The sequence below is a fragment of the Exiguobacterium sp. s59 genome (genome assembly GCF_018617475.1).
In the GTDB taxonomy this organism is placed as follows: Bacteria; Bacillota; Bacilli; order Exiguobacteriales; family Exiguobacteriaceae; genus Exiguobacterium; species Exiguobacterium aestuarii.
In genome coordinates this window covers 64,811-78,719 of sequence record NZ_JACSKG010000005.1, presented here as the reverse complement: position 1 = coordinate 78,719, position 13,909 = coordinate 64,811, and the positions used below count along the sequence as shown (strand labels likewise).

Below are 13,909 nucleotides of genomic sequence, written 5' to 3'. Positions count from 1 at the left end.
ATGATGAGAAGTGTATGATGAGAACAATCTAGAAGAAATATAGGAGAAACATTGTGGAATGGTATGAGTTATTCGTAGGTTTTTTGTTGGGTGTCGTTGAGGGACTGACGGAATTTGCTCCGGTCTCGTCGACGGGGCATATGATTCTCGTGGACGGGCTTTGGTTGAACTCGAGTCAGTTTTTAGGTCAGGAAGTAGCGAACACGTTTAAAATCGTCATTCAATTAGGCTCGATTTTAGCGGTCGTTGTCGTCTTTCGAGAACGGTTCAAATCGTTACTGAATCCGAAGTCGTTACTCACACTCAGACAGAGCGGGGCAACGCGACAATTCAATCTGATACATATTTTGATCGGGTTACTACCCGCGGGTCTACTCGGTGTCATGTTCGAAGATTACATCGATACACACCTCTTCTCGGTCAAGACGGTATTGATCGGTTTAGTGATTGGAGCTTTCTTTATGATTGCGGCAGATTTATCAGGCGTAAAACGCCAAACGACCGCCACGCTCGATGACATCACGTATAAGCAAGCGCTCGGCGTCGGACTAATTCAATGTTTCTCGCTATGGCCAGGATTCTCAAGGTCGGGTTCGACGATTTCAGGTGGCGTCCTCCTTGGGATGAGTCATCGGGCAGCGGCGGATTTTACGTTCATCATGGCGGTACCGATCATGTTCGGAGCGAGTGCGTTATCGCTTTATAGCAAGTGGACGTACTTCACGATCGAGACGTTACCGGTGTTTGTCGTCGGCTTTATGAGTGCGTTTCTCTTCGCACTCCTCTCCATCAAATTCTTTTTGAAGCTGATCAACAAAGTGAAATTGATGCCGTTCGCGGTCTATCGGATCGTATTGGCCATCGTCATTTACGTTTTATATTTCTAAAAAAAACACGTGCAAAGCGCACGTGTTTGAAACCAAATATTTAGAACGTCCGTAAATTGAAGAAGAGGTGACATTATGGGACAAATCGTTGTAGTATTCGGAACGTTAATCGGTCTTGGGACCGTTGGGGCCTTGCTTTACATGACCCGCCTAGCCTATGAATCATGAGAACGGATAATGATAGAAGCGCTCACGTTGGAGTAACTCCATGACGTGGGCGTTTTCTGCGTTATCGATCGCACGAAGCAACCCTTCTGTCTGAGAACGGTGGGCGAATAGAGCATCCTTTTTCTGTTCACTTTCTTTCGTTACATCGACGATGACATGAGGTTGTCCAAGTTCTTCTTCTGTCCGGCGGTCGAAGGCGACACCTAAAAACGCAGGACGTGACTCCCCCATCTCTTGAAGCGCTCGTACGACGGCACGAGCAGTTGCTTCATGGTCCGGGTGAACGGCATATCCCGGATAGAACGAGATGACCGTTTCCGGCTTTACTTCGTCAATCAATGCGCGGAAGCGGCCTGCGAGCTCGGCTTCGTCCTCAAATTCGACTGTTTTATCGCGAAGTCCCCACATGCGCAGGTCTTCGATGCCCATCATGCGACAAGCTTCTTCTAGTTCATGCTTGCGAATTTTAGGTAGTTCTTCACGCGTCGTAAAGATTGGAGAACCCATGTTGCGGCCCATCTCACCGAGTGTTAAACAGACATACGTGACCGGGAGTCCTTTTTGACGGTGTTGGATGATTGTTCCGGCTGAGCTGAACGCCTCATCGTCCGGATGTGGGAAAATGACGAGTAATGGTCCATTCATTGATTCTCCACCTCCGATGCTCCTTGAGGGAGCGGTTTGATATCGATATGCAGCGCACACGCCAGGCGACCGAGTCGATCGTGACCAGCGAGTAATAACTGTTCGCCATGCACCTCGTAGTCGGTCAACCCTTCTACATAGAGCCAGCCGTGATCAAGTTTTAAACCGACCCGATAAGGCCCGTTTCCTTTGATTTGGCCGATGCTATATTCGATTTTGGCATTACGGATAAACATCCCGGCGTTGTGAAAATCCGGGTCGTTATGTGTCGCATAGGCACCGTTCGTCGTCTCAACATGGACAAAAAGTGGTGTTGCGACGTGATTGTCTAAATATTGCTGAATGTGATCAGGTTGAATCGCCTTCACGTCTGTCCCTCCAATGGAAAGGATGACCCGAAACTAAGCGCCCCGGGTCATCTTTTTACGATTGTGTAGCTAATTTTTTGCGGTACCCTGTATGGTTCGTCGGTCCAACGTACTGGTTTAAACGGAATGAGTGACGAACTGCTTCTGTGATGAATTCTTTTCCAATCTCAATCGCTTCTTCGACCGTATGGCCATTTGCGAGAGAGGCCGCAATAGCAGAAGAGAATGTGCATCCACCGCCGTGCGTGAACGCAGGCTCGATTTTTTCGCTTTCAAGTAGACGGAATTCGTTTCCATCGTACAAGACATCGAACGCTGTATCGAAACCAAGTTTGCCACCGACTTTGACGATGACGATTTCAGCGCCGAGCTCATGGATTAAACGAGCTGCTTCTTTAATTTCGTCCATCGTCGATGGTGTTTTGTCGAGGCCAGCGAGCATACGCGCCTCGAATAAGTTTGGTGTGATGATTTTTGCGACCGGTACGAGGTGTTGACGCATCGCGACTGCGACGTTCGGGTCAAGAATCTCATCCGCACCTTTACATGCCATGACCGGGTCAACGACTGCGTTTTCGATTCCATACTCTTTGATTTTACGAGCGGCGAGTTCGATGATCTCTGGTGTTGGAAGCATTCCCGTCTTCACCGCATCGACTCCAATCCCGGCGAGCACCGTATCGATTTGCTTCTCAATCAATGTCGTGTCGATTGGGAACACTTCGTGATTCCATGCGTTATGTGGATCTTGTGCCACGATGACAGTCAAGGCTGTCATGCCGTACACACCGAGTTCTTCCATCGTTTTCAGGTCGGCTTGAATTCCTGCGCCACCACTCGTGTCAGAACCGGCAATCGTCAATGCTTTTTTCATCGTCATAATCGTCCATCCCCTTTGTCTGTTTGGATAGTTTCACTATAACGACTTTTTCGTATTCCGACAAATGCGAGGATTAGGAGACATGTCCATAACTTTTCAGAAAAAATATGCAGGATGTTCATCATATTTGGGGAATAATAATGAATAGGGTGTAGACCACTTTATTTTTGGCTAGGAGGAAAACGCATGTTAGTGCATAGCTTATGTATCCCGAAGAAGGATGTTGTCACCATCAGTGAAAAGGCAACATTGCGGGAAGCGCTTCATACGCTTGAAGAAACAGGATATCGTTGTGTGCCTGTTTTAGACGAGACGGGAAAATTTTTCCGCGGTAACATTTATAAGATGCATATTTATCGTCATGGAATGAACGGGGAAAACATGGACGATAATGTGATGACGCTCATTAAAAACACGCAAAAATATGTTCACGAATCGGATGGTTTCTTCGAAGTATTTTTCTCGATCAAAGAATTGCCATACATTGCCGTGTTAAAAGACGAAAGCAATGAATTTTATGGGATTCTTCCTCACGGGAAGATGCTCGGGATGCTTGAAGAGGCGTGGAGTCGCGACACAGGTAGTTACGTCTTGACGATTGCCTTGAGCGAGCAAGCGGGCGCGCTCGAGAAGATTACAAAAATCGTGAACAAGTATACGTCAATTGCGAGCTTGATGACGCTCGATGCGAAAAGTAAAGTATTGCGTCGGGTACTCGTGACGTTACCGCCGGATTGTGAAGAAGACATGAAGAACAAAGTCGTTGCCAAGCTTGAACAAAAAGGCTTCCGAATCGTCGAAGTCGAGAACTTGAACAACTAAGCCAAAGCCCTTTCACGTCACGTGAAAGGGCTTTTTACTCGAGTCGTTTTTCCATGCGAATGTCGGACCAAAATTGACCGTCCCAATAAGTGAATTGTTCGATTCGTCCAATTTCTTCATAACCGAGCTTCGTATAAAGGCGGTGGGCCGCATCGTTAAAGGCGAATACGCCGAGTTCCATGCGTGGTGTCCCTTGGACTCGTAGTCTTTCTTCTAATAAACGGAGGGCCTCCGTGCCGACACCTTTCCCGCGTCCGATTGCTTCCCCAATGACAAATCCGAGCCAGGCCGTACCAGGTTCTTGATGATACAGATGGGGTGGGTCATACATGACGTTCATTTCGCCGACGAGATGGTCATCTGCGTAGATGAGAAAAATGTCATGTGTCAGGAGACGTTCCTCTAAGTCATCGAGCGTCATTTCATAATGAGCGGTCAATTCTTCTTCGGATCGACTCGGGCGAATCAAGTGTACAATCTGTGGGTCATTATTCCAGCGATTGAAAGTGTCGACGATTTCGTCGGATGCTGTTGTAAGTGGAACAAGCGAGATGTTGATAAGTCATTCTCCTTTCTCGCTTAACAACATTCGATTCGATTGATCAAAATCCTTCTCTTAGACAGGTTTCAACACGTTTAAATGACTCGGCAAAATTTCAAATGTGAATGGCAACGTTCCGCCTGTATCGCCATCTGCATTTACGGGGAGAGACTCAGGAGAGGCCACTTTCACCTGTTTCGTACAGAATGACGTGACGCTATCTGTTTCCTTTAACTTTCCTGTGAAGAGAGCAGGCGTTAATTGAAGGGCATCCTTTAAACCGAGCTCTTCAAAAATATAGACGTGCAGTAACCCGTCGTTCAGTCGCGCGTCTGGCTCAAAATTCTCAAATCCTCCGACCGAGTTCGTCAAGGCGATGACGACGAGGTACGCTTCACCATCAAATTGGCCATCCTCACTTTCAATCGCCAACTCATATGGGCTGTGTTCACGGAACGCTTTCACGCCTTCGATCAAATAAGCGAACGGTCCCCATTTTGTCTTTTCTTCCACACTCACTTCATCGACGGCCTCGGCAATGAGCCCGATCGCGATGACGTTCATAAAATAGCCGTTCTCATATTTTCCGATATCCATCGGTGTCGGTTCAGCATCACGAAGTGCTTCAATCGCTTTTTTAGGATCACTCGGGACACCGAGTGCGCGGGCGAGGTCGTTGACTGTACCGAGTGGGATAATTCCGAAGTCAGGGCGATGGGGCGCCTCGGCAAGTCCAGTGACTGCTTCGTTTAACGTTCCATCTCCCCCCATCGCGATGACGGCTTTATATTGCTTTTCCGCTGCTTCTCGTGCGAAATTCGTTGCATCTTGTTCTTTCTCGGTGAAGCGGACATCGACGTGTCCATATCGTTCGCGCAACACCTTCTCGGCATGTGTCGCGTGTTGCTCCCCCAATTCTTTTCCTGAGGATGGATTGACGATTAACATGACTGTGTCCATTCCGGCATATCTCCTTTTCAGTTCGAATACTGTCCTTTATTCCCGTCTACGAAATCGGCTACTCCTAAAAAAATCCCCATGACCGTCAGCGTTTTCGGGCTGACCTTCACGGGGAATTGAGCGTTTATCGAGTTTAATAATGACGAAATGCGGACATATCTAAATGACTTGCTTCAGACTCATCAACAGCGAGCTCGATGCGCAGATGTTCATGAAACGGAGAGGCGAGGGCGCCCATGCACGCGACGGGTTCATGGTCAGGGACCGGTGATTTACGTTTCGTTTTAACGAATAAATAGTCCGATCGTTTTAACGTCAACAAGAAACGTTCCACGGCATGCGGTTCACGGGTCACGTTTGGCCAAGGTAAATGATTGAATAATAAAAAGACCGCGCCTTCTTTTTCGAGCGCATAGTCCGGTGCGATGCCTTCCCGATTCAACAAATCGATGACAGCATGCAAAAACTCCCGTTTAATCGTCAATGAAATTTCGTAATACTCACGCATACGGTCCACCCTTTCTTAAAATCACAATACTACCATTCTAAACGTTTCCGACATAGGCGACAACGAAGAAGTTCCTTGACGAAGTATTTTTCCCGGCTTATACTGCATAAGTCCTGCTATACTAGTGATATATGATGAACGAATTGAGGTGAAACCGACATGATTGAATCCCTTGAATTGAAGGCGTGGGTCGTTCTCGCACGAACGATGGATGCCATCAGCGATCGTGTGAAAGAAGATTTGCGACGCCACCAGTTAAATTCAACAGAGTTCGGTGTTTTATCAGTACTGTATAAACGAGGAGACACCCCGTTACAACAAATCGGGGACCAGATTTTGATTACAAGTGGTAGCGTGACATACGTCATCGACAAGTTGGAGAAGCGTGGACTGATTGAACGAATCGCTTGCCCGTCTGACCGTCGAGTCACATATGCCTCGTTAACGGAGGATGGAAAGGCGCTCATGGATGTCGTCTATCCACAGCACATCGAAATCTTCAAAGATATATATGGACCGTTAAGTGATGAAGAGACGGAACAATTGATTTCGTTATTGAAGCGAGTCGGTTATAACGCAGCGGGCAAATAAAGCCCGTTGCTTTTTTCATTAATATCTTGAAGTTAAAATAATTGACGATGAGATATACAGATGATATAGTTCTAACTGTTATTGAAAAAAATTAGAGATTACCTAAATGGAGGATTACACGATGACTAAAGTATTATATGTATCGGCTAACCCGAAACCAACTGAACTTTCATACAGCAAACAAGTAGCAGAAACATTCGTATCAACACTCAAGGCTGAAAATTCAGCACTCGAAGTAGAAGCAATTGAACTCTACGATGTCGATGTGCAAGAAATCGACGGAGACGTGCTTAGCGCATGGGGCAAATTCGCGTCAGGTGAAGCACTTACGGACGTAGAAGCGAAAAAAGTAGGAACAATGAGCAGCATGCTCGAGAAGTTCATGGAAGCGGACCTTTATGTATTCGCAACGCCAATGTGGAACTTCTTCTTCCCAGCACGTATGAAAATGTTCCTCGACAGCGTACTCATGGCAGGAAAAACGTTCCGTTACACGGAGCAAGGTCCTGTCGGCTTGCTTGAAAACAAACAAGCGATCCACATCCAAGGAACAGGTGGAATCTATACAGGAACAGACCTTAACTTTGCAGACGCATACCTTCGCCAAGCGCTCGCATTCGTCGGTGTTTCTGAAGTGACGACGGTAGCAGTTGAAGGGATGAACCAATACCCAGACAAAATCGAAGAAATCGTTGCAGACGCGAAAGCGAAAGCAGAAGCACTTGCGAAAGAAGTTGCAGGCGCAGTAACGGTATAATACGAAAGACGAGTCGATTGACTCGTCTTTTTGTATGCATACATTTTGGGTATGATACAGAAGGAAAGGGGAGTATGCAATGGGAGAACAGTTATCGAGTCGATTACTTGGGGATTGGACAGACATCATTCAAGATGAGATGAGTCAGCCTTATTTTCAACAGTTGAAACAATTCGTCGATCAAGCGTATGAAGAGACGATCGTTTACCCAAATCGGGAAGACATTTGGAACGCATTTATTTACACGAAATTTAGTGACGTGAAATGCGTTATTTTAGGGCAAGATCCGTATCATGGACCGAACCAAGCGCATGGACTCAGTTTTTCGGTACAGGATGGGGTGCGATTCCCACCGTCGTTACGAAATATCTTTCAAGAACTTAAGGATGATATTGGCTGTGATACTCCGAAGAGCGGGAATTTAGAGAAGTGGGCGAAACAGGGAGTCCTCCTCTTGAATACAGCGCTCACGGTCGAAGCAGGGAAGGCGGGCTCACACCGTGGGAAAGGGTGGGAACAATTCACCGACTCGGTGATTGAGCGACTCGGGCGTCGTGAAGAGCCGATTGTATTCATCCTCTGGGGAAATGACGCAAAGAAAAAAATGAAGTGGATCGGAGAGCAGCATAAAGTGCTCACATCCGTTCATCCGAGCCCATTATCATCCCATCGTGGATTTTTTGGGTCAAAGCCGTTTTCTCAAGTGAATGATGCTCTAAACGAGTGGGGTCAGTCCCCGATTGATTGGTGTCTCTGACAGTCTACGAAAATTCGTAGGCTGTTTTTTGTTGACGTGTCGAAAAACCTTTGATACAGTAACTAACAAGACGTCACTTTAGTGCTTAAAAGCATATATGCATAACAGCATAACTGTATAAAAGATAAACATGTATACGTAATAGAAGCGAAGAAGGAACCGAAGTAGAGACATCTTCCCTGGCCCAGAGAGCGTGTGGTGCTGCGAACACGCCCAAAAGATGAATCGAATTACAGTTCCCGAGCTCTCATGATTGAGCGGTCCCCCGTTATCGGATTAAGCGGCTAGAGATTCTCTAGCAACCAGGGTGGTACCGCGGCTTTGTCGTCCCTATCGATTCAATCGATAGGGACTTTTTTGACTTTAAAGGAGGACTTCACATGTTGACACAATCGATTCCATCACATCTTGCCCCACATATTTCACCGCAGTTCTACAATGAGTACACACCGACGGATCACGCTGTCTGGCGCTTCGTCTTACGGTTGAACCTGCATACGTTAGAAGGGAAGGCGCATCCGTTTTACATCGAAGGATTAAAACGGACGGGAATGGGACCAGACCGATTGCCGAACGTCGAACAGATGACGGATGAAATGCGTGCGGCAGGATGGTCGACGGTCGCGGTGGATGGACTCATCCCTGGCGTTGCCTTCTTTGACTTCCAAGGGAACGGAATGTTGCCTGTCGCGACGGATATCCGGAAAGTCGAGAATATCTTATACAGCCCTGCACCTGATATCATTCATGAAGCGGCAGGCCACGCACCGATGTTGATGGACCCGACATTTTCGGCAATCGTCAAACGCTTCGGTCAACTAGGGGCGAAGGCGTTCATGAACCGGGAAGAGCATGCTTCATTCGCAGCGTTGAAACGCTTGACGATCGTGAAAGAGAATGCCAATTCAACGGAACAAGACATCGAGGCGGCAGAACGAGCGGTCCATGAAGCGAAAGCACAAGTGACCGGGTTTTCAGAGGCGCAACAAGTTGCACGCATCTTTTGGTGGACGGTTGAATTTGGATTGATTGGCGACCTCGAGCGTCCAATGATTTACGGCGCAGGTCTCTTGTCATCTGTTGGCGAAAGCCGTCACTGCTTGACCGACGCGGTCGTCAAACATCCATTTGACTTGGAGCATGCGTTACAGACGAAGCAAGACGTGACGAATATGCAAAAAGAACTGTTCGTCATTCCAGACTTTGAGACGCTCTCTTCCGTCTTAGACGAATTAGAAGGGAGAATGGCGATTCGAAAAGGTGGGATTGAATCTGTCTCGAAAGCATTGGCGTCGGGAAGTCAATCGACGCTTCGACTCGAAGATGGCTCTGAGCGCGTCGGAATCGTTCGCCATATGACAGAGTCGAAAGAACATACGCTCATCCAATGGGATGAATGCACGATTGTAAAAAATGGTCAGTTCACGAAACGAGAACGTCACGGACTTCTCATTGTCCACGATACGGAATCCGCACTAAATCGAGACGATCTCCTCGAAGGGATGACCATTCGTCAAGCATGTTCATCCGATAAGATCCAAGACGTGACGATTCAGCTAGAAGGACGGACGATTTCACTCGACTCGCTCGAAGTACGCGTCGATTCACTTCCTTCGGTATTCCCCGGAACGACAGTGGAAGAATTGGTGATCATTGAAAAGCCCGTGATCATCGAGCGAGATGAACGCGTATGGACGAATGATGACCCAATGTTCAACCGCATTCACCTCATGCGTGAACGAGGGGAGTCGATTGATGATCTCGTTCCAGACATTTTATCTGAGCATCCAGACGCGTGGTTGTTACACATCGAATGTTTGGAACTAGTGGAAGACGAAGAGCTGAAGCAGGCGTTGATTGAACGCCTTGAAGCGTTGCGTCACACATCTCCATCCCGAAATGAATTGATCGGACGTGCGTTCGAACTGTTGCGTTAACAAAAATAAGCGACGTTCCCTAAAAGAGAACGTCGCTTATTTTTTATACGGATTGATTCGTCGTTTCACGCAAGAACGTGATTAAACGGCGATACGTCGAGTTGGCAGCTGGTCGGTCCATTTCGAAGTAATAGTTATGACCAAGTTCGTGTTCGTTTTGATCATAAAACACAGTCGTCACATCTGTTCGACCTGAGAGAATTGTCGCAAATTCTTTCGCCTGATCTTCAAACGAATGATCGTTTCCGTCGGCGATGAATGTTGGCACAAACGTGGCAGGTACGTTGACGAGCGGTGAAGCTTCAGCGACGACCGGGAGCGTTTCCCAGTTGTATGTGCCGAAGTAAGCCCAGCCGATGCGTTTGAACAAGAAGCGATTCACCGATTTCGATGACTCGAGCCAAGACCGTTTCAAATCCAGTGGAGCAGATAATAAGACAGCTCCAAGGATCGATGATTTCGGTACGACTTGTCTGACCTCGGCAGAAGGCGAGTAGTCGTCATTCAACTGGATGCCAACAAACTGTGCGACGAGCTGTCCACCATTCGAATCACCCGCGAAAAAGACGCGGTCCAAGTCGAGGCGGAATCGATCATTGTTTTCAGCAATGAACGAATATGCTTCTTCGATTTGTTGAAGTGGTGTCGGATAGGTCACATCAGGCGCAAGCGCATAGTTGATGCTGACGACGTTGTAACCGTTACTCGCAATCGATGTCGCGTACTTGAGGACGTCTGATTTGTCACCACCGACGAATGAGCCACCGTGTACCCAAAAAATCGTCGGAACCGTACGGCCGTCTCCTTCATAGCGAATCAAATCAAACGTTCCGTTGTCATAAGAGGACAAGTAGTCGATGTCTTTTCGGACAGACGTCTTTTGAACGACTTCCTCGAATCCCTTCATCTCCACCTCGTTCCCCCCTGCGAACGAAGTTTTGATTAAACGTGTTGCTGGTTTAGGTGATAGGAACACATAAGCCGCTCCCGCGACCGCTGTTCCAATCAAGCCGACTCCAGCGCGTTTCAACCCTTTATTCATCTTACTTCCTCCCTTTCTACAATCAGAAGCTTACTGCGTGACGAGTACGTCCGCCATATATGTCTCGATGACATGAGCGATGCCGTCTTCGTTGTTTGACTTCGTAATGAAGTCCGCTTTCCCTTTGACCGTCGTATTGGCGTTACCCATCGCAACACCAAGACCTGCCCATTCAATCATCGTCAAATCATTGTTTCCATCACCGCAAGCGATGACTTCTTTCTGGGCGATGCCGAGTTGATCCGCTAGGAAGGCGAGGCTCGTTCCTTTTGTGACACCGGCTTCCGTGAATTCTAGGAAGAACGGTTTTGAACGAGCGACGGCCAACTTCCCGGCCAACTCTTCTTGTAGTTTCGTTTCAATCGGAGCAAGCGTGTCACCGTCGGCAAGCATCAAGCATTTGACGACAGGTGCTGTCACAGCGTCTTTAAAGTTGTCGACATGGATGACAGACATACCCGTCAATTCACCTTCGATATCGGTATATGGGTTCGGACGATCGGTTACGATTTCGTTACCGACGTACGTATGAATCGCGATTCCTTCCCGTTCACTGATATCATGGAGATGGGCGACTGTGTCTGGTTGAAGCGTGCTCGAGAAAATCTCCTCATTCGTTTCGCAATTGATGACCGAGGCACCGTTGAACGATAAAATGAAGCTACCGTACTTCGCAAGTTCCAATTCACGGGCTGCATCCCACATCGCAAACGTCGGGCGGCCACTCGCAAGTACGACTTTATAGCCGCGCTCTTGCGCATCGAGAAGTGCTTCTTTTGTTTTAGGGGAAATCGTATGGTCGCTCGTGAGGAGCGTATCATCCATATCCAATACAATCATTTTGTAACTCATAGTAGTAGGGGGTCCTCCTTCAGAATCTAATGACTCCATCCTAAACCTTTTTAAGGTCAATTGACAACCTTGTCGCAAAAACGTAACTATAATGTAGAGAAGTGAACTCTAGAAGAGGTGTAAATATGAATCGAATTTTAGTAGCTGAGGACGAGCATGCGATTCGCAGCTTCATTATTGTCAATTTAAAACGAGCCGGATTCGATGTGTTTGAGGCGACGAATGGACGAGAGGCGGTCACCGCATTTGACCGTGAACAGTTCGACGTTGTCTTATTAGATGTCATGATGCCAGAGATGGACGGGTTCGAGGCGTGTGCGGCCATTCGAGATATCGATGAGAACGTCGGAATCATCATGTTGACGGCACGAACGCTCGAAGAAGATAAAATCGAAGGACTCGGAAAAGGGGCGGACGATTATATCGCCAAGCCGTTCAGTCCAGGCGAACTAGTGGCGCGTATTCAAGCGTTGCTGCGTCGCGTCGAAAAAGTGAAACGAAAAGACTCGAAACGGTTGAAGTCAGGACCGTTCGCAATCGACCTTGCGGCGAAGCAAGTGACGAAGTACGGTCAATCGATCGATTTGACGCCGACGGAGTATGACTTGATTTGTCATCTCGTCCAAAATGAAGAGATCGTCTTGTCACGTGATGCATTACTCGATGCGGTATGGGGCGTCAACTACTTCGGTGACCGTAAGACAGTCGACGTCAACATCCGTCGGTTGCGTCAAAAAATCGAGGATGACCCGAGTCACCCGATCTATATTGAAACGTTGTGGGGTCACGGATATAAATGGCGGAGACATGAAGCATGAAACAACAGTTAGTCATTCGCATGATGATCGTCGTGACGATTGTCTTACTTCTACTCGTCAGTGTCTTGTCTTACGGGACATATCGATACTATTACGAGTATGAGTCGGAAGCGTTACTAAGTCATGCGACCACGAGTGCATATCTATATCCTCAAGCCCAGGTCGGGTTTGAGACGCCGAGCGCCTTCTCCGTCCTTGTCCGGACATTCGGATATCCCGGAACGGATTTAACGATTGTCGACCAGAGTGGTTCCATCGTCAAGACGACGGGGCAACGGACAAGGCAGGCATCTTTTTCACAAGAACAATTAGAAAAACTTTCACGAGGAGAGTCGGTCGTACAGGACTATGACATCGGTGAGGAGCATTACTTAGCGGTGACCAGTCCGATTATGACGAACGATACGTCAGAGTTTGCGATTAGCTTTACACGCCCGCTCGAAGACTTAGATACGCTCATCCGTGAAATTTGGATGACCGTTGTCATGATTGGTGTCCTGATCTGGTTACTTGCACTCTATACCGTCATTCGAATCGCTGATCGTTTCGTCCGTCCGATTCGTCAAATCATCGAAACGGCGGATGAGATGGCTCAAGGTGATTTCGACGTTGCCGTTGAATCGAATGAAAAACATGAGCTTGGGGCATTGGCTCGAACACTCACGTATTTAGGTGCTAAAGTGCAACAGCATCAGTCGACACGTAACGAGTTTCTCTCAAGCGTATCCCATGAACTGCGGACACCGCTCACTTCGATTAAAGGGTGGACGGAGACGATTCGGGGCGGCGATGAGAAGCTATCTGAGGAAACGGAGCTTGGTTTAAGTATCATTCATTCCGAAACAGAGCGCATGATTGGTCTCGTAGAGCAGCTTCTCGACTATACGAAGATCGAAGAGAGCCGATTGGTGTTGTATCGTCAGGAACTAGATTTAGTCTCACTGTTACGAAAGGTGACATTGCAGTTAAAACAGTCGCTTGAAGATAAAGACATCACGCTCATTGAGCGTTATCCTCAAAAGTCGGTCGGATTGTTTGATGAGAATCGGTTGAAGCAAGTGTTCTTGAACATCCTCGAGAACGCGATTCGCTTCTCGCCAGACGGTGGAACGTTGACAATCCGTTTCGTTCAATCGGAACGTGTTGCTTTCATCTCGATTATCGATGAAGGTCCTGGTATCTCACGTGAGCATTTACAGCGTATTACGGAGATGTTCTATCAGGCCCACGTGACGGAAGGAAGTAGCGGTCTTGGACTCGCCATCTCAAAAGAGTTGATTGAGGCACATGAAGGAAAACTGGTCATCGAAAGTGAGGTCGGACATGGGACGACCGTGACCGTGTTATTGCCACTCGACCCGAGTGAACTACATTAA

The 13,909-nt window shown here is 47.7% G+C and carries 16 protein-coding genes and 1 other annotated feature; of the genes, 8 read left to right on the top strand and 8 right to left on the bottom strand.

Translation table 11 applies throughout. From position 1 onward, the window contains the following. Positions 1-53: 53 nt before the first annotated feature. The gene (locus tag KNO91_RS10870; protein WP_214796087.1) at positions 54-887 is read left to right on the top strand and encodes an undecaprenyl-diphosphate phosphatase; all 834 of its coding nucleotides are present in this window, start codon (positions 54-56) and stop codon (positions 885-887) included. A gap of 162 nt (positions 888-1,049) precedes the next feature. Here KNO91_RS10870 and bshB2 read toward each other — a convergent pair whose 3' ends face one another. From bshB2 to pdxK, 3 genes are read right to left on the bottom strand one after another with little or no spacing between them, the layout of a single operon-like run. Further along, on the bottom strand, positions 1,050-1,700 hold the full coding sequence (bshB2, locus tag KNO91_RS10865; RefSeq protein ID WP_214817911.1) for a bacillithiol biosynthesis deacetylase BshB2: 651 nt from the start codon (positions 1,698-1,700) through the stop codon (positions 1,050-1,052). Further along, complete coding sequence (locus KNO91_RS10860) at positions 1,697-2,068, bottom strand: YojF family protein (protein WP_214695888.1); 372 nt, start codon at positions 2,066-2,068, stop codon at positions 1,697-1,699. The genes bshB2 and KNO91_RS10860 overlap by 4 nt, the downstream gene beginning before the upstream one ends. Before the next feature lie 55 nt (positions 2,069-2,123). Next, positions 2,124-2,948: a pyridoxine/pyridoxal/pyridoxamine kinase gene (gene pdxK, locus KNO91_RS10855; RefSeq protein ID WP_214790321.1), complete on the bottom strand. Its 825-nt coding sequence runs from the start codon at positions 2,946-2,948 to the stop codon at positions 2,124-2,126. 186 nt (positions 2,949-3,134) lie between these two features. On the opposite strand from pdxK, the gene cbpA reads away from it, so the two are divergent. Further along, on the top strand, positions 3,135-3,770 hold the full coding sequence (gene cbpA / locus KNO91_RS10850; RefSeq protein ID WP_214695898.1) for a cyclic di-AMP binding protein CbpA: 636 nt from the start codon (positions 3,135-3,137) through the stop codon (positions 3,768-3,770). Positions 3,771-3,804: 34 nt separating this feature from the next. Here cbpA and KNO91_RS10845 read toward each other — a convergent pair whose 3' ends face one another. The 3 genes from KNO91_RS10845 to KNO91_RS10835 form a co-directional block, all read right to left on the bottom strand. Further along, positions 3,805-4,287 (bottom strand): GNAT family N-acetyltransferase, encoded by a 483-nt coding sequence (locus tag KNO91_RS10845; protein ID WP_371816665.1) that lies wholly within the window; start codon positions 4,285-4,287, stop codon positions 3,805-3,807. A gap of 99 nt (positions 4,288-4,386) precedes the next feature. After that, positions 4,387-5,271 (bottom strand): diacylglycerol/lipid kinase family protein, encoded by an 885-nt coding sequence (locus tag KNO91_RS10840; RefSeq protein ID WP_214796089.1) that lies wholly within the window; start codon positions 5,269-5,271, stop codon positions 4,387-4,389. Between the two features lie 133 nt (positions 5,272-5,404). Next, a complete protein-coding gene (locus tag KNO91_RS10835; protein ID WP_214790329.1) occupies positions 5,405-5,779 on the bottom strand; it encodes a hypothetical protein in 375 nt (124 codons plus the stop codon). A gap of 159 nt (positions 5,780-5,938) precedes the next feature. On the opposite strand from KNO91_RS10835, the gene KNO91_RS10830 reads away from it, so the two are divergent. The 4 genes from KNO91_RS10830 to KNO91_RS10815 all read left to right on the top strand — a co-directional run bounded on the left by KNO91_RS10830 (position 5,939) and on the right by KNO91_RS10815 (position 9,821). Beyond that, the gene (locus tag KNO91_RS10830) at positions 5,939-6,370 is read left to right on the top strand and encodes a MarR family winged helix-turn-helix transcriptional regulator (protein ID WP_214746962.1); all 432 of its coding nucleotides are present in this window, start codon (positions 5,939-5,941) and stop codon (positions 6,368-6,370) included. A 121-nt stretch (positions 6,371-6,491) separates the two neighbouring features. Further along, entirely contained in the window at positions 6,492-7,127 is a 636-nt protein-coding gene (locus KNO91_RS10825; protein ID WP_214790331.1) for an FMN-dependent NADH-azoreductase, read from the top strand. Positions 7,128-7,206: 79 nt separating this feature from the next. Then, complete coding sequence (locus KNO91_RS10820; RefSeq protein ID WP_214790333.1) at positions 7,207-7,884, top strand: uracil-DNA glycosylase; 678 nt, start codon at positions 7,207-7,209, stop codon at positions 7,882-7,884. Positions 7,885-8,025: 141 nt separating this feature from the next. After that, positions 8,026-8,219: a binding site (T-box leader), on the top strand. A gap of 45 nt (positions 8,220-8,264) precedes the next feature. Next, a complete protein-coding gene (locus tag KNO91_RS10815) occupies positions 8,265-9,821 on the top strand; it encodes an aromatic amino acid hydroxylase (RefSeq protein WP_214817909.1) in 1,557 nt (518 codons plus the stop codon). Positions 9,822-9,864: 43 nt separating this feature from the next. Here KNO91_RS10815 and KNO91_RS10810 read toward each other — a convergent pair whose 3' ends face one another. Together KNO91_RS10810 and KNO91_RS10805 are read right to left on the bottom strand one after the other, a co-directional pair. Continuing rightward, the gene (locus tag KNO91_RS10810) at positions 9,865-10,863 is read right to left on the bottom strand and encodes an alpha/beta hydrolase (protein ID WP_214796095.1); all 999 of its coding nucleotides are present in this window, start codon (positions 10,861-10,863) and stop codon (positions 9,865-9,867) included. Positions 10,864-10,893: 30 nt separating this feature from the next. After that, on the bottom strand, positions 10,894-11,715 hold the full coding sequence (locus tag KNO91_RS10805) for a Cof-type HAD-IIB family hydrolase (protein ID WP_214817907.1): 822 nt from the start codon (positions 11,713-11,715) through the stop codon (positions 10,894-10,896). Between the two features lie 125 nt (positions 11,716-11,840). Here KNO91_RS10805 and KNO91_RS10800 point away from each other — a divergent pair, with 125 nt between their 5' ends. Beyond that, a complete protein-coding gene (locus KNO91_RS10800; RefSeq protein ID WP_214817905.1) occupies positions 11,841-12,533 on the top strand; it encodes a response regulator transcription factor in 693 nt (230 codons plus the stop codon). Continuing rightward, positions 12,530-13,909 carry a sensor histidine kinase gene (locus KNO91_RS10795; RefSeq protein ID WP_214790341.1) on the top strand — a complete coding sequence of 460 codons (1,380 nt, stop codon included), beginning with the start codon at positions 12,530-12,532 and terminating at the stop codon, positions 13,907-13,909. Before KNO91_RS10800 ends, KNO91_RS10795 begins: the two co-directional genes overlap by 4 nt.

Excerpts from the sequence above, each read along its gene's own strand:
- bshB2 (WP_214817911.1), bottom strand. The coding sequence starts at position 1,700 with ATGAATGGACCATTACTCGTCATTTTCCCACATCCGGACGATGAGGCG.
- pdxK (WP_214790321.1), bottom strand. The coding sequence starts at position 2,948 with ATGACGATGAAAAAAGCATTGACGATTGCCGGTTCTGACACGAGTGGT.
- cbpA (WP_214695898.1), top strand. The coding sequence starts at position 3,135 with ATGTTAGTGCATAGCTTATGTATCCCGAAGAAGGATGTTGTCACCATC.
- KNO91_RS10840 (WP_214796089.1), bottom strand. The coding sequence starts at position 5,271 with ATGGACACAGTCATGTTAATCGTCAATCCATCCTCAGGAAAAGAATTG.
- KNO91_RS10835 (WP_214790329.1), bottom strand. The coding sequence starts at position 5,779 with ATGCGTGAGTATTACGAAATTTCATTGACGATTAAACGGGAGTTTTTG.
- KNO91_RS10830 (WP_214746962.1), top strand. The coding sequence starts at position 5,939 with ATGATTGAATCCCTTGAATTGAAGGCGTGGGTCGTTCTCGCACGAACG.
- KNO91_RS10825 (WP_214790331.1), top strand. The coding sequence starts at position 6,492 with ATGACTAAAGTATTATATGTATCGGCTAACCCGAAACCAACTGAACTT.
- KNO91_RS10820 (WP_214790333.1), top strand. The coding sequence starts at position 7,207 with ATGGGAGAACAGTTATCGAGTCGATTACTTGGGGATTGGACAGACATC.
- KNO91_RS10815 (WP_214817909.1), top strand. The coding sequence starts at position 8,265 with ATGTTGACACAATCGATTCCATCACATCTTGCCCCACATATTTCACCG.
- KNO91_RS10810 (WP_214796095.1), bottom strand. The coding sequence starts at position 10,863 with ATGAATAAAGGGTTGAAACGCGCTGGAGTCGGCTTGATTGGAACAGCG.
- KNO91_RS10805 (WP_214817907.1), bottom strand. The coding sequence starts at position 11,715 with ATGAGTTACAAAATGATTGTATTGGATATGGATGATACGCTCCTCACG.
- KNO91_RS10800 (WP_214817905.1), top strand. The coding sequence starts at position 11,841 with ATGAATCGAATTTTAGTAGCTGAGGACGAGCATGCGATTCGCAGCTTC.
- KNO91_RS10795 (WP_214790341.1), top strand. The coding sequence starts at position 12,530 with ATGAAACAACAGTTAGTCATTCGCATGATGATCGTCGTGACGATTGTC.